At 60.3% G+C, this 20,137-nt stretch carries 16 protein-coding genes, 2 tRNA genes and 1 pseudogene; 5 read left to right on the top strand and 14 right to left on the bottom strand.

The genetic code is table 11. From position 1 onward, the window contains the following. Positions 1-44: 44 nt before the first annotated feature. Positions 45-503, bottom strand: coding sequence for a hypothetical protein (locus C8K66_RS23860; protein ID WP_082643793.1), 459 nt, complete (start codon positions 501-503; stop codon positions 45-47). Further along, positions 500-1,415: pseudogene (locus C8K66_RS23855) on the bottom strand (NAD synthetase). The gene C8K66_RS23860 and the pseudogene C8K66_RS23855 overlap by 4 nt, the downstream one beginning before the upstream one ends. Positions 1,416-1,602: 187 nt before the next feature. Here C8K66_RS23855 and C8K66_RS23850 point away from each other — a divergent pair. Beyond that, positions 1,603-2,091 carry a type VI secretion system tube protein Hcp gene (locus tag C8K66_RS23850; RefSeq protein WP_046384893.1) on the top strand — a complete coding sequence of 163 codons (489 nt, stop codon included), beginning with the start codon at positions 1,603-1,605 and terminating at the stop codon, positions 2,089-2,091. Positions 2,092-2,106: 15 nt separating this feature from the next. Here C8K66_RS23850 and C8K66_RS23845 read toward each other — a convergent pair whose 3' ends face one another. From C8K66_RS23845 to rnr, 10 genes are all read right to left on the bottom strand, one after another. Next, positions 2,107-2,547, bottom strand: coding sequence for a hypothetical protein (locus tag C8K66_RS23845; protein ID WP_046384894.1), 441 nt, complete (start codon positions 2,545-2,547; stop codon positions 2,107-2,109). Then, positions 2,547-3,473: a hypothetical protein gene (locus C8K66_RS23840; RefSeq protein WP_046384895.1), complete on the bottom strand. Its 927-nt coding sequence runs from the start codon at positions 3,471-3,473 to the stop codon at positions 2,547-2,549. Before C8K66_RS23840 ends, C8K66_RS23845 begins: the two co-directional genes overlap by 1 nt. A gap of 226 nt (positions 3,474-3,699) precedes the next feature. Next, the gene (locus tag C8K66_RS23835) at positions 3,700-6,003 is read right to left on the bottom strand and encodes a YgiQ family radical SAM protein (protein ID WP_026140380.1); all 2,304 of its coding nucleotides are present in this window, start codon (positions 6,001-6,003) and stop codon (positions 3,700-3,702) included. Between the two features lie 96 nt (positions 6,004-6,099). Further along, entirely contained in the window at positions 6,100-7,497 is a 1,398-nt protein-coding gene (gene dnaB, locus C8K66_RS23830; RefSeq protein ID WP_017849744.1) for a replicative DNA helicase, read from the bottom strand. 111 nt (positions 7,498-7,608) lie between these two features. Then, entirely contained in the window at positions 7,609-8,055 is a 447-nt protein-coding gene (gene rplI / locus C8K66_RS23825) for a 50S ribosomal protein L9 (RefSeq protein ID WP_010563337.1), read from the bottom strand. 18 nt (positions 8,056-8,073) lie between these two features. After that, positions 8,074-8,967 (bottom strand): hypothetical protein, encoded by an 894-nt coding sequence (locus C8K66_RS23820; protein WP_057003678.1) that lies wholly within the window; start codon positions 8,965-8,967, stop codon positions 8,074-8,076. A gap of 36 nt (positions 8,968-9,003) precedes the next feature. Further along, positions 9,004-9,234, bottom strand: a complete 231-nt coding sequence (rpsR, locus tag C8K66_RS23815; protein WP_002551829.1) for a 30S ribosomal protein S18 — start codon at positions 9,232-9,234, stop codon at positions 9,004-9,006. Between the two features lie 28 nt (positions 9,235-9,262). Further along, on the bottom strand, positions 9,263-9,685 hold the full coding sequence (gene rpsF, locus C8K66_RS23810; protein ID WP_003217491.1) for a 30S ribosomal protein S6: 423 nt from the start codon (positions 9,683-9,685) through the stop codon (positions 9,263-9,265). Between the two features lie 248 nt (positions 9,686-9,933). After that, complete coding sequence (gene rlmB, locus C8K66_RS23805; RefSeq protein ID WP_046384896.1) at positions 9,934-10,689, bottom strand: 23S rRNA (guanosine(2251)-2'-O)-methyltransferase RlmB; 756 nt, start codon at positions 10,687-10,689, stop codon at positions 9,934-9,936. Beyond that, on the bottom strand, positions 10,686-13,322 hold the full coding sequence (gene rnr, locus C8K66_RS23800) for a ribonuclease R (RefSeq protein ID WP_046384897.1): 2,637 nt from the start codon (positions 13,320-13,322) through the stop codon (positions 10,686-10,688). Before rnr ends, rlmB begins: the two co-directional genes overlap by 4 nt. 224 nt (positions 13,323-13,546) lie before the next feature. On the opposite strand from rnr, the gene C8K66_RS23795 reads away from it, so the two are divergent. The 4 genes from C8K66_RS23795 (at position 13,547) to C8K66_RS23780 (ending at position 16,631) form a co-directional block, all read left to right on the top strand. Next, positions 13,547-13,633: transfer RNA gene (locus C8K66_RS23795), tRNA-Leu, on the top strand. A gap of 176 nt (positions 13,634-13,809) precedes the next feature. Beyond that, positions 13,810-13,896: transfer RNA gene (locus C8K66_RS23790), tRNA-Leu, on the top strand. A gap of 144 nt (positions 13,897-14,040) precedes the next feature. After that, a complete protein-coding gene (locus C8K66_RS23785; RefSeq protein WP_046384898.1) occupies positions 14,041-15,066 on the top strand; it encodes an extracellular solute-binding protein in 1,026 nt (341 codons plus the stop codon). After that, the gene (locus tag C8K66_RS23780) at positions 15,066-16,631 is read left to right on the top strand and encodes an iron ABC transporter permease (RefSeq protein ID WP_108526105.1); all 1,566 of its coding nucleotides are present in this window, start codon (positions 15,066-15,068) and stop codon (positions 16,629-16,631) included. The genes C8K66_RS23785 and C8K66_RS23780 overlap by 1 nt, the downstream gene beginning before the upstream one ends. Before the next feature lie 108 nt (positions 16,632-16,739). On the opposite strand, the gene C8K66_RS23775 is transcribed toward C8K66_RS23780, so the two are convergent. Together C8K66_RS23775 and C8K66_RS23770 are read right to left on the bottom strand one after the other, a co-directional pair. Beyond that, positions 16,740-18,674 carry a methyl-accepting chemotaxis protein gene (locus C8K66_RS23775; protein WP_057003675.1) on the bottom strand — a complete coding sequence of 645 codons (1,935 nt, stop codon included), beginning with the start codon at positions 18,672-18,674 and terminating at the stop codon, positions 16,740-16,742. A gap of 139 nt (positions 18,675-18,813) precedes the next feature. After that, positions 18,814-20,103, bottom strand: a complete 1,290-nt coding sequence (locus C8K66_RS23770) for an adenylosuccinate synthase (protein ID WP_017849751.1) — start codon at positions 20,101-20,103, stop codon at positions 18,814-18,816. Between the last annotated feature and the right edge of the window lie 34 nt (positions 20,104-20,137).

The following is a 20,137-nucleotide window of genomic DNA, read 5'->3' as shown; positions in this document are numbered from 1 at the left end:
AGTTGTCGGGAATGAGGCAACGCTCCCAATTAATCAAAGCAAAATCACCTTTTTTGTAGCCTGTCAGCAATTTTCTGTATCCGTTTTCGCCTAAAACGAAGTTCAACAAGCTTCCCACGCATCTCACGATGACGCTTGCTGTTGAGAATCAGCAGACCAAGCAATGGCCAAAACAAACTTTCGGCATAGATGAACAGATGAGCGGAATAACGAATGGCCGGAAGAGCGGTAACCAGGCAGGCTCCAAAATAGACAACCATGACCCACACCCAGTCTCGTCGCCCACGGACAATCATAATGTTGCTAAGACTCAAGGCGCATGCCAGAACGACACATGCCCACCACGCTACTTGTGCCGAAATAGCTAAAGAAATGGCTTTGAGATAGTAATTTTGCACTACCACCACTACGGAAGATCCAGCAAAAATGCTTGAAAAAATCCCCCCGAGAAACACGGGTAAATAACGCTTGAGAAAAGGGCGAAGGGGCAGCAGCAATATCACTCGGTCATCTCCTCATAAATTCCGACCGCGACAGTGCGAATATTCCCAGACATCGAACTGCTAGCAACCCCTAAGGCAGCACCTAGAGCGTCTTGAATCTGCAAAACAGTGCCCTGTTTTACTTCTGCGGGCGTAAAACGCTTTGGCATTTTTCCAGCGAGTTGCTTCAACCTGATCATTTTCCGGGTCATTTCCGGGTGCCGAATACTCAACAACTCCTGGGTCAACTTTGCTCGCTCTTGACGACTCAGTCCTTTCAACACCTGCGGCAAAGTTTTTCCGGTAGATTTTCTTGTCGCATTAACCAGTCGTATAGTTGCCAGTGCCGAGACACTAGCGCCCAGTAGCGAAACAGCGTCCAAACCAATCGTCACAGCCTGATACCATGGCTCGCTATCCAGAGCATCGTTAAGAGCCGGGTCAATAATTTCGTTGCGAGTCCTCTGGCCGCCAACTAAGCACTGAATTGAACTGGCTGTTGCTGATGTAAAGCTTATCGCAGCTACCACCCCAGTAACCCCAAAGCTGAACGGACTGAGCGCCGATCCACTCAGTACCACTGATCCAACTGATCACCGCAGAAGTACACGCCAAAGCTGTATTCACCGCCTCAAACGCCACCTGCGACTCTCGCGGTTCATTCGCCAGTTGCCGAGCGAACTCCACCCGCCCGACATAGCTGGGCGCCTCGCGCAAAATCACATTCTTCGGCGCGATACTGCAAATCGGCTGAAATTCACGCAGCACAACCATCCGTAGCTGCGCGTCGATGTACACCACGCCGGCACCGACGATGGCCGGATCAGCATCAATCGCCGCAAATAACTTGCGCAGATCAATACTGCTTTCCAGCCGCTGCCGCGTCATGTAATTGGGACTGAGGAAACTGTCTCTGAATACGCTGGAAGTCATCCCTTTACTCCTGAGGTTCACAAGAGCGCAGAGGGTAAAGACTGCCTATCCCCGAAAAATGTCAGAAGCTTCGCTTTATCCGGACAGGCACTTCCTGATCGTGATGCCGCACCTTGTAAGCCATATCCCGAATAAGAAAAAGTACGCCCCGCGCCACTACCGGCGCACACCAAAACAGGGAGTGACAATGGCAACTGATATGTTTTTGAAGCTGGGGGACATCAAGGGCGAGTCCAAAGACCAGGCCCATCGCGACGAAATCGAGATCAGCCGATGGGGCTGGGGCATGTCCCAGACCGGTTCGATGCATACCGGCAGCGGCGGTGGTGCCGGCAAGGTCAATATTGAAAACCTGTCTGTCTCCAAGGTCATGGACAAGTCTTCACCCAACCTGATGATGGCCTGCTCCACCGGCAAGCATTACCCGGAGGCACGGTTGGTGGTGCGCAAGGCCGGTGGCAGCAATGCCGTGGAGTATCTGGTGATCACGCTGAAGGAAGTGATGGTCACGTCTTACCAAACCGACGCGGTGACCAGCAGCGATGTGCTGACTGAGGTGATAGCCCTGAACTTCGCCACGGTCGAAGTCAGCTACCAGCCGCAGAAATCCGACGGCGGCAAGGACGGCGGCGCCGTCAAATACGGCTGGAACATTCGCCAGAACGTCAAAATCTGAAACCACGTGCCGAGGCTACAGCCCCGCCTTGGCCGCCTCCCGCAACCGCCGCACTTCAACCAACTTCTTGACCATCGACCGATAGCCCTTGCTGTTGATCAGCAACAACCCCAGCAATGGCCAGAACAGGCTTTCACTGTAGATAAACCAGTGCGGCCGGTAGAGCAGTGTCGGCAGCACGACCAACAGGCACACCGCGAAAAACGCCACCATCGCCCACACGCCCCAGGCTCGGCCGCGCACCACCAGGAAGTTGCTGTTGGCCACGAACAGTGCGGCGGCTATCACCACGAACCACGACACAGTGGCATTGGTTGCCATGGGCACGTCGGAAAAATAGGTGCTGGCCGCCAGGGAAATCGCCGCCGAACCGCCGAGGCAACCAGCGAGAATCACGCCGATGAATGCGGGAAAATGCTCCAGCAAAAACGGTTTAAGCGAAGGAACACCACCCATCACTCGGCCTCTTCGTACAAGCCAATCGCGAAGGTCTTGGCCTGTTTGTAGTTATCCGAACGCTTCAAGCCCCAGACGCTCAGCCCCGCACTGAAGGCATCGCCCAATTGGACATAGGTGGCGTGCTTGAGCTGGGTCGGCGTAAAGCGTTTGGGCAACTCGCCGCTCAGTTGCAGCAGCTTGCGCATCTTGTTCGACATTTGCGGGTCGGCCACTTTCAGCAGCTCTTTGGTGAGTTTCTCCCGCTCCTGCCCGTTCAGGCCTTTGAGCACCTGACGCAGGCTTTTACCCGTGGCCGCACGAGTGACGTTGACCAGCTTGACTGTCGTCAGCGCCGAGGCGCCCACGCCGACCAAGGCGGCACCGTCGAGGACTTTGGTCGCCGTCTGGTACCACTCTTCGTTATCCAGGTAATCATTCATCGACGGGTTGACGATTTCGTTGCGCGTGCGGAACCCACCGACCAGGCACGACACGGTGCTCGCCGAGGCGGCGGTATAGCCGATGGCCGTCACGACCGTGCTGGCGCCGGCGGTGAACGGGATAGCGATGGTGCCGCTCAACACCACCAGCCAGCCAATGACCGCGCCGCCGCAGGACAACGTGGTGTTGAAGGCTTCACTCACCAGTCGCGACTCGCGCGGGTTGTTCAGCACTTGGTCGGCGAACTGCGCCGGGGCGATGTATTTCTGCGCCTCGCGCACAATGATGCGCTTGGGTCGAATGCTGCAGATCGGCTTGAACTCGCGCAGGGTCACGACGTTGAAGTCAGCGTCGATATACACCACGCCCGCGCCGACGATGCCGGGGTCGGCGTCGATGATGGCAAACAGCCGAGGCAGGTCGACTTCACTCTCGATGCGCTGGCGCGCCATGAACTGCGAGCGGTTGGAGTCCATGCCGATGTTGAGCAGGGGGTTGCTCATGGGGGTGTTCTTCCTTGAAAAGTTGGGGACTGGACTGACGCCATCGGGGGCAAGCCCCCTCCCACATTTGAAGTGTGAATACATTCAAAATGTGGGAGGGCCGGTGCGACGATTCGGCTTGCTCCCGATAGCGATTTAATGGCCGCCACCTTAACAAACAGACTCCCCACCGGCTAGAAAGCAAAACGCCAGCACGAGGCTGGCGTTTGGCATATTCAGGCAACGATCAACGCGGTACCACCGGCTTGCGGGCTGGCTTGCCACCCTTGCCCTTGGCCGCATCAGCGCGCTCCTTGGCGGCCTGCTTGTTGCGCGCCATGGCCGCGGCCTTGGCTTGCTCGCGCTTGTCCCACGGGTTGCTGCCGTCGCTGCCACGGGGCGGCAGGCCGGTGTGCTGGGTGAGGATCCTGGTGGTGGTTTCCTTGGCGACCTTGTGGCTGCCGGCCGGCGTCGAGTTCTTGCGACGCGCGCTCTGGTAGCTGTCGGTGGCCGGCTGGTGCAACGGGATCAGTTGATCCTTGCCCGGCCCGATCAGGTCGGCGCGGCCCATGCGGGTCAGTGCTTCGCGCAGCATCGGCCAGCCTTTCGGGTCGTGGTAGCGCAGGAACGCCTTGTGCAGACGGCGCTGTTCTTCGCTCTTGACGATGGTCACCGCGTCGCTCTTGTAGGTGACCTTGCGCAGCGGGTTCTTGCCCGAGTGGTACATCGCGGTGGCGGTGGCCATCGGCGACGGGTAGAACGCCTGCACCTGGTCGGCGCGGAAGCCGTTGCCCTTGAGCCACAGGGCCAGGTTCATCATGTCTTCATCGGTGGTGCCGGGGTGGGCGGCGATGAAGTACGGGATCAGGTACTGCTCCTTGCCCGCTTCCTTGGTGTACTTCTCGAACATGCGCTTGAACTTGTCATAGCTGCCGATGCCCGGTTTCATCATCTGGTTGAGCGGACCTTCCTCGGTGTGTTCCGGGGCGATCTTCAGGTAACCACCGACGTGGTGGGTGACCAGTTCCTTCACATACTCTGGCGACTCAACGGCCAGGTCGTAGCGCAGGCCGGAGGCGATCAGGATCTTCTTCACACCCGGCAACGCACGGGCGCTGCGATACAACTGGATCAGCGACGAGTGGTCGGTGTTCAGGTTCGGGCAGATGCCAGGGAACACGCACGACGGCTTACGGCACGCGGATTCGATTTCCGGGCTCTTGCAGGCGATGCGGTACATGTTCGCGGTCGGGCCGCCGAGGTCGGAAATCACGCCGGTGAAACCCGGAACCTTGTCGCGGATTTCTTCGATCTCGCGAATGATCGACTCTTCGGAACGGTTCTGGATGATGCGGCCTTCGTGCTCGGTGATCGAGCAGAAGGTACAGCCGCCGAAGCAGCCACGCATGATGTTCACCGAGAAACGGATCATGTCGTAGGCCGGGATTTTTTCCTTGCCATACGCCGGGTGCGGGACACGTGCGTAAGGCATGCCAAACACGTAGTCCATTTCTTCGGTGGTCATCGGAATGGGCGGCGGGTTGAACCACACGTCCACTTCGCCGTGTTTCTGCACCAGGGCCCGGGCGTTGCCTGGGTTGGTTTCCAGGTGCAACACGCGGTTGGCGTGGGCATAAAGCACCGCGTCACCACGGACTTTTTCCACCGATGGCAGGCGGATCACGGTCTTCTCACGGGTCATGCGCGGGCTGGCCAGGATCTGCACGACCTTGGCTTCCTGCGGATCTTCAACCGGCCCCTTTTCCTGCTCGATGGCGCAGGCCTGGGTGTCCTGGGTATTCACGTATGGGTTGATGATCTTGTCGACCTTGCCCGGACGGTCGATACGGGTGGAGTCCACCTCATACCAGCCTTCGGGCGTATCACGGCGAATGAACGCGGTGCCGCGCACATCGGTGATGTCTTCGATCTTGTGGCCCCACGACAGGCGCTGGGCCACTTCGACGATGGCCCGCTCGGCGTTGCCGTACAGCAGGATGTCGGCGGTGGCGTCGATCAGGATCGAGTTGCGCACCCGGTCCTGCCAGTAGTCGTAGTGGGCGATGCGGCGCAGGGACGCTTCGATGCCACCGAGCACGATCGGCACGTTCTTGTAGGCTTCCTTGCACCGCTGGCTGTACACCAGGCTCGCGCGGTCCGGGCGTTTGCCGGCCATGCCGCCAGGGGTGTAGGCGTCGTCGGAGCGGATTTTCTTGTCGGCGGTGTAGCGGTTGATCATCGAGTCCATGTTGCCGGCCGCGACGCCGAAGAACAGGTTCGGCTCGCCGAGCTTCATGAAGTCGTCTTTGGACTGCCAGTTCGGCTGGGCAATGATCCCGACGCGGAAGCCCTGGGACTCCAGCAGCCGGCCGATGATCGCCATGCCGAACGACGGATGGTCAACGTAGGCATCACCGGTGACGATGATGATGTCGCAGGAATCCCAGCCAAGCTGATCCATCTCCTCCCTGCTCATCGGCAGGAATGGCGCAGGACCGAAACATTCGGCCCAGTACTTGGGATAGTCAAATAACGGCTTGGCTGTTTGCATGACGGTGACCGGTGTTGAGATGAAAAATCGCGGGCGCGGAATATAGCACAAATTTTGACCAATTCCGACGATAACAGTAGGAATTGAACAGAAGGATTATTCGTCGTCGTCGAAGTTGTAACTGCCCGGCGCAAGGTTCTCGAAACGCGTGTATTTACCGATGAACGCCAGGCGGATAAAGCCGATCGGGCCGTTCCGCTGCTTGCCGATGATGATTTCGGCAATGCCTTTGTGCTCGGTCTCCGGGTGATACACCTCGTCGCGGTAGACGAACATGATCACGTCGGCATCCTGCTCGATCGCTCCGGATTCACGCAAGTCGGAGTTCACCGGGCGCTTGTTGGGGCGTTGTTCCAGGGAACGGTTGAGCTGCGACAGCGCCACCACCGGGCAGTTGAATTCCTTGGCCAGGGCTTTCAAGGACCGGGAGATCTCGGAAATCTCGTTGGTCCGGTTGTCGCCGCTGGAACCCGGGATCTGCATCAGTTGCAGGTAGTCGATCATGATCAGGGCGATATCGCCGTGTTCACGCACCAGGCGGCGGGTACGCGCGCGCATCTCCGACGGGCTGATGCCCGCGGTGTCATCGATGAACAGCTTGCGGTCGTTGAGCAGGTTGACCGCCGAGGTCAGGCGCGGCCAATCGTCGTCTTCCAGGCGACCGGCGCGCACTTTGGTCTGGTCGATACGGCCCAGGGACGAGAGCATCCGCATGATCAGCGATTCGCCTGGCATCTCCAGGGAGTACACCAGCACGGTCTTGTCACTGCGCAACACGGCGTTTTCCACCAGGTTCATCGCAAAGGTGGTTTTACCCATGGATGGACGGCCGGCGACGATGATCAGGTCGGACGGCTGCAGGCCGCTGGTCTTCTCGTCGAGGTCGGTGTAACCGGTGGAGATGCCGGTGATGGCATTGTCGGTGTTGAACAGCGTATCGATACGGTCGATGGCCTTGGTCAGCAGGTCGTTGACGCTGACCGGGCCGCCGGTTTTCGGCCGGGCTTCGGCGATCTGGAAGATCTGGCGCTCGGCCTCGTCAAGGATCTCGGCGGCGCTGCGACCTTCGGGGTTGAAGGCGCTGTCGGCGATTTCGGTGCTGATGCCGATCAACTGGCGCAAGGTGGCGCGCTCGCGAACGATCTGGGCATACGCCTTGATGTTGGCGACGGACGGCGTGTTTTTGGCCAACTCACCGAGGTAGCCCAGGCCGCCGACCTGGGAGGTCTGGCCTTCCTTGTCCAGCTGCTCGGCCAGGGTCACCACGTCGATCGGTGAGTTCTGGTCGGCCAGCTTGGCGATGGCGCGGAAGATCAGGCGGTGGTCATGACGATAGAAATCACCGTCCGAGACTTGATCCAGCACGCGTTCCCAGGCGTTGTTGTCCAGCATCAAACCACCGAGCACGGCCTGTTCGGCCTCGATGGAATGCGGCGGCACCTTCAGGGCAGCGGTTTGCAGATCGTATTGCTCAGGAGCTGAAATATCGTTCATGGCCACTTGGAATTAGGGGGATGTGTAAAAAACAAAAGGCACGACCTGTAAACAGGATCGTGCCCGATGTTAACCGCCTGGCACGCGAGGTGCCAGTCAGTTAGGTGCGACTTAAGCTGCTACCACGACAACGCGTACAGTGGCTTCAACTTCAGCGTGCAGGTGCACGGCTACGTCGAATTCACCTACGTTGCGGATGGTGCCGTTCGGCAGACGAACTTCGCTTTTCGCAACTTCAACGCCAGAGGCGGTCAGTGCGTCAGCGATGTCGTGGGTGCCGATCGAACCGAACAGCTTGCCTTCGTCACCGGCGGTGGCAGTGATAGTCACTTCCAGCTCAGCCAGTTGGGCAGCGCGAGTTTCGGCCGAAGCTTTTTTGTCTGCTGCTGCTTTTTCCAGCTCAGCACGACGCTCTTCAAACGCAGCCAGGTTGGCAGCGGTTGCAGCGGTGGCTTTGCCGTATGGCAGCAGGTAGTTACGACCGTAGCCGGCCTTAACGTTCACTTTGTCGCCCAGGTTGCCCAGGTTGGCGACTTTTTCCAGAAGGATCAGTTGCATGTGAAAATCCTCTAACTTTTAACCTTCACCGTTCGCGTTATCGGCGTCTTTCGGCGCCAGACGACCGCGAAAATCAATCAGGCCGTCGACAATGGCCAAAACCACGAGTAACGGATAGATCAGCTGCATGAACAGCATCAGCGTGACGTACAACCCCACCAACCAGAACCTGGCCAGGCGCTTCTGCGCCACCAGCCCGTGAATCAGGGCCAGCCCGGAGAACACCAGCGGTACGCTGCAAAACAGCAATAACAAGGCCGCCTCTGGACCGAAGTTCGGTCCGACCACCATGCATGCCAGCAGCAACATCGCCGGGCCCGCGGGTATTCTGATACTGCGAAACTCGCGACCAAAACCACCCGGGTTGTACAACAACGCCTGCCAGTAACGCCCAAGCATCAGGCTCAGCACACTGACAATCTGCAACACCACCGCCATCAGGCCGATCAGGGCCGGTGCTATCAGCGCCGCAAGGCGCGCTCGCTCGTCTACCGACAATTGCTGGTAGAGCTCCCCGAGAGCCAGCGGCAGGACCTTGACGATCTCTTGCGCCAGCGCCTCGATTTGCGGGTGGAAAGCCGCGCCGAGCAACACTGAAAACACCAACCCCAATGCCACGCTGACCAGCAGCGTGCGGACCCAGGACTCACTTGCGCGTAAAACCAACGCAAGGCTCGACGACCCCAGCAGCACCATAAGCACTTTGGGTTCGCCCAATTGCAGCCACCAGATCAAGGCAGCCAGCAACCCCAGGGCCAGGACGCCAACGGCATCCTGCAAACCGCGCCGCAGAAGCACAAGGCATCCCGCGGCAGCACCCAACCAATACAACAACGGCAATGCTGCACATCCAGCCACTACCAGAGTGGCCTGCACGCGACCGCGCATGATGAACTCAGCTAAGGCGCGCATGCATTCAATCCCTTACTACTTGTCGACTGCCCGGTCTCAGCGGCCGTGGCTGTCGGTGTAGGCCAGCAGGGCCAGGAAGCGGGCGCGCTTGATAGCGGTGGCCAGCTGACGCTGATAACGTGCTTTGGTACCGGTGATACGGCTTGGAACGATTTTGCCGGTCTCGGATACGTAGGCTTTCAGAGTGTTGAGATCTTTGTAATCGATCTCTTTCACGTCTTCAGCGGTGAAGCGGCAGAATTTACGACGACGGAAGAAACGTGCCATTTGATAGGCTCCTTAAAAGGTCCGTGGATTACTCGTCAGCGTTATCGCTGTTGTCGCTGTCATCACTATCAGCGCTTTCAGCGCCTTCGTGCTCAGGACGGTCGCGACGCTCACGGCGCTCACTGCGGTTTTCTTCAGCCTTGAGCATCTCGGATTGGCCGGTAACGGCTTCTTCGCGACGGATGACCAGGTTACGGATCACAGCATCGTTGTAGCGGAAGTTGTCTTCCAGCTCGGCCAGGGCCTTGCCAGTGCATTCAACGTTCAGCATCACGTAGTGAGCCTTGTGAACATTGTTGATTGCGTAGGCCAGTTGACGACGGCCCCAATCTTCCAGACGGTGGATTTTGCCGCCGTCTTCTTCGATCAGCTTGGTGTAACGCTCTACCATGCCGCCGACTTGCTCGCTTTGATCCGGGTGGACCAAAAAGATGATTTCGTAATGACGCATGAATGCTCCTTACGGGTTGTAGCCTGCCGCTCAAAAACGGTCAGACAAGGAGTGAATGACACTTATGGATCTTGCCGCAGGGAGGCACATCGGTGCCTGCCAGGAAGGCAAGGGGCGCAATTGTAGAGAAGGGGGAGGAAGGGCGCAAGGTGATTGGTGATTATTTGAACAATCTTCCAGGCACCACAAAACAAAAGTGGGAGAGGGCTTGCCCCCTCCCACATTTTGCATCTATGCCAGGCCCGACATTACTTCTTGGTCTTGGCCTTCGCACCGCGCTGGCGCTGGGCTTCGAACAGGCACACGCCGGTAGCGACCGACACGTTGAGACTGCTGACGCTGCCAGCCATCGGCAGATGAACCAGGTAATCGCAATGCTCGCGAGTCAGGCGACGCATGCCCTTGCCTTCGGCGCCCATGATCAGGATGGTCGGGCCAGTGAGGTCCTGGTCATAAATGCTGACCTCGGCCTCCCCCGCCGTGCCCACGACCCACAGGCCGCGCTGCTGGAGTTTCTCCAGGGTGCGCGCGAGGTTGGTCACGGCCACCAACGGAATCACTTCCGCCGCGCCGCATGCGACTTTACGCACAACTGGCGTCAACGTGGCCGACTTGTCCTTGGGCACGATCACCGCCAGCGCACCGGCAGCATCCGCAGAACGCAGGCAGGCGCCGAGGTTGTGCGGGTCGGTCACGCCGTCCAACACCAGCAACAGCGGTGCGCCTTCGGTGCGGTCGAGCAGCTCGTCGAGCATCGCCTCGCCCCATACCTGGCTCGGGCTGACATCCGCGACGACGCCTTGGTGGACGCCTTCAACCCACACGTCCATTTCGCGACGCTCGGCCTGGCCGATCGCCACGCGGTTTTCGTTGGCCAGCTCGACCAGCGCCTGCACGCGCGGCTCGCTGCGACCTTCCGCCAGCCAAACCTGTTTGACGCGCTTAGGGTGATGACGCAGCAGTGCTTCTACGGCGTGGACGCCGTAGATTTTTTCCAGACTCATGACTTGGCCTTAGGTTTACGCGACCCGCCGCTTTTCGCGGGGGCCGAACCCGCTTTTGGCGGGCCTTTACGGTGTTTACTGGGCTTGCTCGACGGCTTTTCCGCCGTGTGGGGCTTTCCCCCAGACGCCGCTTTACCACCGCTTTTGGCTTCGTTGAGCAACTGCTGCTTCAACTCACGGCTTCTGCGCAGTTCGGCGTTTTTCGCCGCTGCATCGCTTGGGCGGTAGGCCTCGGGAACCTTGTCCTTGGCCGCCGGACGACGACTGGCCTTGGCCGGCGCAGGCTCGGCAACCGCTGCTTTCGCAGGAGCGCCCTTGCCTTGGGTGGCCGGCGCGGCGGTTTCGCTGCCACGTTTTTTACGGCCGATCGGCGCGGCGATGGTTTTTTCAGCCATCTCGAAGTCGATCTTGCGTTCGTCCAGGTCGACGCGCATGACGCGCACTTCGACCGTGTCGCCCAGGCGGAAACTGCGACCGGTACGCTCGCCCGCCAGGCGGTGATGCACAGGATCGAAGTGGTAGTAGTCACCCGGCAAGGCGGTGACATGCACCAGGCCCTCGACGTAGATATCGGTCAGCTCGACAAACAGACCAAAGCCGGTCACGGCCGTGATCACGCCAGGGAACGACTCGCCCACGCGGTCCTTCATGAACTCGCACTTGAGCCAGTTCACGACGTCGCGGGTGGCTTCGTCGGCACGGCGCTCGCTCATGGAGCACTGCTCGCCGAGCTGTTCCAGGGCCGCTTCGTCGTAAGGATAGATCCGCGCCTTCGGAATGGTCATGGCACCGGCGCGCTTGACGTGCGGGGTGTCCTGCTTGGAGTGGATCACGCTGCGGATCGCGCGGTGCGTGAGCAAGTCCGGGTAACGACGGATCGGCGAGGTGAAGTGGGTGTACGCCTCGTAATTCAGGCCGAAGTGGCCCTGATTGTCGGCGCTGTACACCGCCTGGCTCAGCGAACGCAGCATCACGGTCTGGATCAGGTGGAAATCCGGACGGTCCTTGATGCTGGCCAGCAGTGCCTGGTAATCCTTCGGCGACGGGCCGTCCTTGCCTTTATGCAGGGACAGGCCGAGCTCGCCGAGGAAGGCGCGCAGTTTTTCCAGACGCTCCGGCGGCGGGCCGTCGTGTACCCGGTACAACGCAGGAATTTCGTGCTTCTTCAGGAATTCAGCGGTGGCCACGTTGGCCGCCAGCATGCATTCCTCGATCAGCTTGTGCGCGTCGTTGCGGGTGGTCGGGGTGATCTCGGCGATCTTGCGCTCGGAACCGAAGATGATCCGGGTTTCCTGGGTTTCAAAATCGATCGCGCCACGCACATGACGTGCGCCCAGCAGCACCTTGTACAGCGCATACAGCTGCTTGAGATGCGGCACCACACCGGCGTACTCGGTACGCAGGGCCTTGGCTTCGCTGGTCTTCGGCGTTTCCAGGATGGTGCTGACCTTGTTGTAGGTCAGGCGCGCCTGGGAGTGGATCACCGCTTCGTAGAACTGGTAGTCGGTCATTTCGCCGGTTTTCGAGAGGGTCATCTCGCACACCATGGCCAAACGGTCGACTTTAGGGTTCAGCGAGCACAGGCCGTTGGACAACTGCTCAGGCAGCATCGGGATCACGCGCTCAGGGAAATACACGGAGTTGCCGCGCACCTGGGCTTCGTTATCCAGCGCCGAACCGATCTTCACGTAGCTGGAGACGTCGGCAATCGCCACGTACAACTTCCAGCCGCCGGAGAACAGGCGCAACTTGCCAGGCTTGGCTTCGCAATACACCGCATCGTCGAAGTCGCGGGCGTCTTCGCCGTCGATGGTGACGAACGGCAGATGGCGCAGGTCGATGCGCTTTTCCTTGTCCTTCTCTTCGACTTCCGGCTTGAGCTTGGCGGCTTCCTTGAGCACGGCTTCGGGCCAGACGTGAGGAATATCGTAGGTGCGCAGCGCGACGTCGATTTCCATGCCCGGCGCCATGTAGTTGCCGACCACTTCGATGATATCGCCCTGAGGCTGGAAGCGCGGGGTCGGCCAGTGGGTGATTTTCACCTCCACGAACTGACCGACCTTGGCCGCGCCATTGCGGCCCGGGGTCACCAGCACTTCCTGCTGGACCTTCGGGTTGTCCGGAATGACGAAGCCGATGCCGCCTTCTTCGAAGTAACGCCCGACGATGGACTCATGGGCACGGGACACCACTTCGACGATCACGCCTTCACGGCGGCCGCGACGGTCCAGGCCCGACACGCGCGCCAGCGCACGGTCGCCATCGAACACCAGGCGCATTTGCGCCGGGCTCATGAACAGGTCGTCGCTGCCGTCATCCGGGATCAGGAAGCCAAAGCCGTCACGGTGGCCAGCAATGCGACCCAGGATCAGGTCGAGCTTGTCCACGGGCGCATAGGTGCCACGGCGGGTGTAGATCAACTGAGCATCGCGCTCCATGGCACGCAGACGGCGGCGCAGGGCTTCGAGCTGGTCTTCGGTGGTCAGACCGAATTCTTCAACCAGCTGCTCGCGGCTAGCAGGCGAACCACGATCGGCGAGATGCGCCAGGATCAGTTCGCGGCTAGGAATAGGGTTTTCATATTTTTCCGCTTCACGAGCGGCCTCGGGATCGAGGGACTGCCAATCGGCCATTAGAGAGTTTTCACCTTGTCTATATGCGGGTTAGTTTGGCATACGCGTATTGAAACGGGAAATTTCAGGCGTCAACAAGCGTTTTAAAGCACTTTGTGACCCCCAACACGCACCTTGTACGACCATTGGCGAAATTTTCCAGGCTTTTTTCATGGCAGGGGTTTACAGTTCAAAAGCCACTCCGTATAGTGCGCGCCATCGACGACGGCAACGTTGAAGATACTGCCCAGATGGTGAAATTGGTAGACACGCCAGCTTCAGGTGCTGGTGACCGCAAGGTCGTGGAAGTTCGAGTCTTCTTCTGGGCACCAATTCAAAACTCGAGGTCAGCCTTGAGTTATCCAGAAACCCGCGAAAGCGGGTTTTTGCGTTACAGTCCTTTGATTCTTAACGAAAAACTGATTTATATTTTCGAATCAGGGGTTTACAGATCAAAAAGCGCTCCGTATAGTTCGCTCCATCAACAGCGGCAACGTTGCTTGATAATGCCCAGGTGGTGAAATTGGTAGACACGCCAGCTTCAGGTGCTGGTGATCGCAAGGTCGTGGAAGTTCGAGTCTTCTCCTGGGCACCAAATTCAGATCAAACCCGCGAAAGCGGGTTTTTTCGTTTCCGGGGTGTGAAAACCGCCCCATGGATTTCTCCTTCATCCGCACTTGAGAAGCTTTATCGTTTATCCTTGCAACGATTTGTTGCACTCAAGCGAGGAAACTTCCGGATGATGATCCGTGGCACCCATCTCAAGACATCCCTTCTGCGTGGCCTTAGCCTCACTCTGCTCGGCCTGACCCTGCTCTCGCCCACCGCCTATTGCGCCGACAAGGTTGCCCTGACCCTGTACAACGGCCAACACAAAGAAGTCGGCGATGAACTCGCCAAAGCCTTCGAAGCCAAGACCGGCATTCACGTCAACGTGCGCAAAGGCAGCAGCAACCAGCTGGCCAGCCAGGTCGTCGAAGAAGGCGCGCGCTCCCCGGCCGATGTGATCTACACCGAAGAATCGCCGCCGTTGAACAAACTCGGCGAGCAAGGCCTGCTGGCGAAAATCGACGCTGGCACCCTTGAGGTATTGCCCAAGGATTACATCGGCAGCCAGGGCGACTGGATGGGCGTGACCGCACGCACCCGCGTCGTGGCCTTCAACCCGAAACTGATCGCCGAGAAAGACCTGCCCAAGTCGGTCCTGGATTTCGCCCGCCCCGAATGGCAAGGCAAGGTCGGCTTCGTGCCCACCAGCGGCGCGTTCCAGGAGCAAGCCGTGGCGATCATCAAGCTGCACGGTCGCGAAGCCGCCGAAGAATGGCTGACCGGCCTGCGCGCCTTCGGCAAGGTGTACAGCAACAATATGGTCGCCCTCAAAGCCGTGGAAAACGGCGAAGTCGCCAGCGTGCTGGTGAACAACTACTACTGGTTTGCCCTGAAGAAGGAAAAAACCAACCTGGACTCGCAACTGCACTACTTCACCAACGGCGATGCCGGCGGCCTGATCACCGTGTCTTCCGCTGCCGCACTGAAATCCAGCAAGCACCCGCAAGAAGCCCAGCAACTGCTGGCGTTCATGGTCAGCGAAGAAGGCCAGCGCGTAATCACCAACACCTCGGCCGAATATCCGCTGCGCAAGGGCATGGAGTCCAGTCGCGGCCTGAAGCCGTTCAGCGAGCTGCAACCGCCGAAAGTCACCCCCGCCGACCTGGGCAACGCGCAAGAAGCCCTGGACCTGGAACGTGACGTTGGCCTGAACTGATGAACCCATCGCTCCGCGCTCCCGCCCTGCGCGGGGGCTACAGCCCGCGACGCAAGCGCCCGTCGATCTGGCTGTTGCTGCCTGTGCTGCTCCTGGTGGGCTTGAGCCTGTTGCCGCTGGCGTATGTCGGGCTCAAGGCCTGGCAAGCGGGCTGGGCGGAGGCCGTGCATCTGCTGTGGCGCCCGTATGTGTTCGGGCTGCTGCGCAACACCCTGGCGCTGATGGTCGGGGTGACGCTGGCGTGCGGCGTGATCGGCCTATCTCTCGCCTGGCTGCTGGAGCGCAGCAACCTGGCGGGGCGCCGTCTCTGGGGCGTGATCCTGTGCCTGCCGTTTGCGGTGCCGGCGTTTGTCAGCAGCTTCACCTGGGTGTCGCTGAGCGCTAACTTCGAAGGGCTCGGCGGGGCGATCCTGGTGATGACCCTGTCGAAATACCCGCTGGTGTTTCTGCCGGTGGCGGCGACCCTGCGCAATCTCGACCCCTCCCTCGAAGAGTCCGCGCGCACCCTGGGGCTGAATCGCTGGGGCGTGTTCCGGCGCATCACCCTGCCCTTGCTGTGGCCGTCGCTGTTGGCCGGGGCATTGTTGATCGCGCTGCATATGCTGGTGGAATTCGGCGCGCTGTCGATCATCGGCCTGCAGACCTTTACTACAGCGATCTATCAGCAATTCGAACTGGAATTCAGCAACGCCAATGCAGCGATGCTGTCGGCGGTGTTGCTGGCAATGTGCCTGACACTGCTGTGGCTGGAACTGCGCGTGCGCGGCAAGGGCCGACATGTGCGGATCGGCCAGGGCGCGGCGCGGCATGCGGAACAGATCCGACTGGGCAAGTGGGCGCCATTGGGGCAGCTGTATTGCCTGGCGCTGGCGATCATCGGCAGCGGCATTCCGCTGGGGATGCTCGGCTATTGGCTGGCGGTGGGCTCGTCGGCCGCGTTCCCGGTGGCCGAGATTGGTGAGGCGCTGCTGTCCTCCCTGGCGCTGTCGCTGGGCGGTGCGGCACTGTGCCTGGCACTCGCGGTGCCGGTGGGGTTGCTGGTGGTGCGCTACAAAGGCCCGCTGGCGCTCTGGGCCGAGCGCCTGCCGTACTTGCTGCACGCCCTGCCCGGCCTGGTGATTGCGCTGACGCTGGTGTACTTCGCCTTGCACTACGTGCCGGCGCTGTACCAGACGTCGGCACTGCTGCTGATTGCCTATGCGCTGCTGTTTCTGCCGCTGGCCCAGGCGCCGATCCGGACAGCCTTGAACAAGGCGGCACCGCAGTTGGAAGATGCGGCACGCACGCTGGGTGCGTCGTCGTTCAGTGCCTTTTGCCGAGTGACCCTGCCGATTATTTTCCCGGCTTTGGGGGCGGCATTCGCGCTGGTGTTTCTCGATGCGATGAAGGAATTGACCGCGACATTACTGCTCAGCCCGACCGGGCTGAATACCCTGGCGACGGCGGTGTGGGCGCACACCTCGAATATTGAATTCGCGGCGGCGGCGCCGTATGCGGCGTTGTTGATTCTGGTGTCGGGGTTGCCGGTTTATTTGCTCACGACGCGGATGTATCTGAGTCGCTGAAACCGCTATCGGGGGCAAGCCCCCTCCCACAGTTGACTGGGTTCCAGCTTTGGAATGCAGTCGAATGTGGGAGGGAGCTTGCTCCCGATAGCGACGGCACAGACCACACTAAGCCCGGAACTGCCCCAGGCTCGCCTTCAACTGCGCCGCCAAGCCATCCAGCACCTTGCCGCTGGCCGTGGTTTCCACCACAGCCTGTGCGGCACGCTCGGCCTGGGCATGGATCACCTCGACCCGCCCACGCACCGCATGCGCGCCCTGGGCCTGATGCTCGGCCGCACGAGTGGCCAGGCCAATCGCCGCATGTACCTGCTCCACCGAGGCCTGCACCGTCTGCTGCAAGCGCACACTGTCGCGCAGCACCAGCAAGCCTTCGTTGGCCTGGCGCCCGGCCTTGCCAATGGTTTCGACCGCCTCGCGCGCGCCCTGCTGCAACGCCACGATATGTGCCTGGATATCGCCGGTGGAGCTTTGGGTTTTACTCGCCAGCGCACGCACCTCGTCCGCCACCACCGCAAAGCCACGCCCGGTCTCACCGGCACGCGCCGCTTCGATGGCCGCGTTGAGCGCCAGCAGGTTGGTCTGCTCGGCGATGCCATGGATCACCGTCAATACCACTTCGATCTGCTCGCTTTGCGCGGCGAGGCGCTCGATGACCTTGGAACCGGCCTGCACCTGGCCCGCCAGCGCTTCGATCAAGCTGCCGACTTCAGCCGAAGTGCGTGAGTTTTCATCCGTGGCCTGGCGTATATCCACCACCTGCTGCAGCGCGGCCTGCATCGCATGGCTTTCGGCCTGCGCCTCATCCGCCATCTGCGACAACGCGCGCAGGCTCTCGGCCACTTCGTCGCGCTGCAAACCGGCAGCCGCGTCGGCGCCGGCATTGCGCAAGGTCATCGCGCCGATTTCCACACCGGTACGCTGCGCCACATCGCCGGCCTCGCGCACGATGGGCTGCAACTTATCCACAAAGCGATTGACCGCCGACGCCATGTCGCCGATCTCATCTTTGCTGTTGATCTGCACACGCTTGGTCAGGTCGCCCTCGCCCGCCGCCAGATCATCCATGGCCGCGATCAACAGTTTCAGGCGATTGACCACCCGCCGCCCGAGCACCACCGCGATCAGCAGCAGCACACCGAAGCCGACCGCCGCGAGCCCCATGCCAATGCGCCAGCGCAAGGTGCCCGCCGCGTCCTGCACGGCATTGGTGGTGTTGGCGGTCATCTGGGTAGCGGTCGCCTGCGCCGACTGCAGCCTTGCGCCCATGGCGGCCGCGCTATCGGCCGCCGCACCTTTGAGGCTATCGCCCACCAACTGATCGCCGCTGGCGATCAGTGTCGCAAAGCGCTTATCCAGCGCCTGCAGGTTGGCTTCCACCGATGCGGTCGAGACCCCCATGCGAACCTTACCGATCTCGACACCGTTGGGGCTGATGGACGCTTCGACGTAGTACACGGAAGGGTCCGCCTTGGCGGCGTCCAGCACTTTATCCAGGGCGCGGTCGCCCTTGCCCTTTTCCAGCAGCGCCTGGTTGATCGGGTTTTCCCGGTTCAGATAGCGGGTCAGATGCTCACCGGCGGCGTCGTCGTAAACCACGAACAACACGTTGGGATTGCGCTGGGCCCGTCGGGCGAACTCCGACAGCGTCGGCACATCGTTGTCCCACATGGCGCGAGGCGCCACGGAGGCCAGCAGTTGCGCCATGTCGTTAGCGGAGTCCTGCAGGTCTTTTTCCAGGGTCGCACGCAGTTGCTTCTGCTCTTCCTGCAGGCGCGTGGAAAGCCCGACGGTCAGACGCTGACGGGTACTGCTGGACAAGCTGTCCAGGCTGGATGTGACTTCCTTGCCGGCCTGGGCCAATTCGCCGGACAGTTTCTGACTGTCGACCCCCAGGCGATTGCCCAAATCAGCTTCCAGCGCCGTGACTGTGCTCCGAGTAAGAGCGACCGCCACCAGCACTTGCACCAAAAGAGCGATACCTAGGGTAACGAACACCGGCCGCAACAGACGACTTTGTAACAATGAGAGAACGGCAGACATCGGGAATCCCTCCACCACGGGTGCCATTAATTTGATAGCACCGCGAAAGAAGGAAACACAGCAAGGGTCGTGCCGCTTGGCGAACTTAAACGACAAAGGGCTCCCTGAGGAGCCCTTTGCGTTTTACATCAACAGCTTATTAAGCGAACGGGTGACGCAGAACGATGGTCTCGTTGCGGTCCGGGCCCGTCGAAATAATGTCGATCGGTGCGCCGATCAGCTCTTCAACGCGCTTGATGTACGCACGAGCGTTGGCGGGCAGCTCTTCCAGGGTCTTGGCACCCACAGTCGATTCGACCCAGCCCGGCACTTCTTCGTACACCGGCTGCAGACCCACGTAGCTGTCAGCGTCAGTCGGGGCAACGACCTTACCTTCTGCATCTTTGTAGCCGACACAGATGTTGATGGTTTCCAGACCGTCGAGTACGTCCAGCTTGGTCAGGCAGATACCCGAGATGCTGTTCACATCGATAGCGCGACGCAGGATAACGGCATCGAACCAGCCACAACGACGAGCACGGCCAGTAGTCGCGCCAAACTCGTGACCTTGTTTAGCCAGGTGCGCGCCCACTTCGTCGAACAGTTCAGTCGGGAATGGACCCGAACCGACCCGCGTGGTGTAAGCCTTGGTGATGCCCAGGATGTAGTCCAGGAACATCGGGCCAACACCCGAACCGGTAGCGACGCCACCAGCGGTGGTGTTAGAGCTGGTCACGTAGGGGTAGGTACCGTGGTCGATGTCCAGCAACGAACCTTGGGCGCCCTCGAACATGATGTCTTTGCCAGCGCGACGCAGGTCGTGCAGCTCGGCCGTCACGTCCAGCATCAGCGGCTTGAGCAGCTCAGCGTATTCCTTGCATTCGGCCAGGGTTTTGTCGAATTCGATGGCTGGCTCTTTGTAGTAACCCACCAGCATGAAGTTGTGGTAATCCACCAGTTCACGCAGTTTGTCTTCAAAGCGCGGCATGTTGAGCAGGTCGCCAACACGCAGGCCACGACGCGCAACCTTGTCTTCGTAGGCTGGGCCGATACCGCGACCGGTAGTACCGATCTTCAGCTCGCCACGGGCCTTTTCACGGGCCTGGTCCAGCGCGACGTGGAAGGACAGGATCAGCGGGCAGGCCGGGCTGATACGCAGGCGCTCGCGCACCGGTACGCCTTTCTCTTCCAGCTTGGTGATTTCCCGCATCAGGGCGTCGGGTGCAACCACCACGCCGTTGCCGATCAGGCACTGCACGCCTTCGCGCAGGACGCCCGACGGGATCAGGTGCAAGACGGTTTTTTCGCCATCGATGACCAGGGTGTGGCCAGCGTTGTGGCCACCTTGGTAGCGCACTACGGCGGCAGCATGTTCGGTCAGCAGATCAACGATCTTGCCTTTGCCCTCATCACCCCATTGGGTGCCCAGGACTACGACATTCTTACCCATAACACTTGTCCTCATTCGCGCAAACTTGGTGCCG

The organism is Pseudomonas sp. GV105, assembly GCF_003058185.1.
In the GTDB taxonomy this organism is placed as follows: Bacteria; Pseudomonadota; Gammaproteobacteria; order Pseudomonadales; family Pseudomonadaceae; genus Aquipseudomonas; species Aquipseudomonas veronii.
The sequence above is the reverse complement of the archived record's forward strand: the minus strand, read 5'-3'. Positions and strand labels throughout refer to the sequence as shown.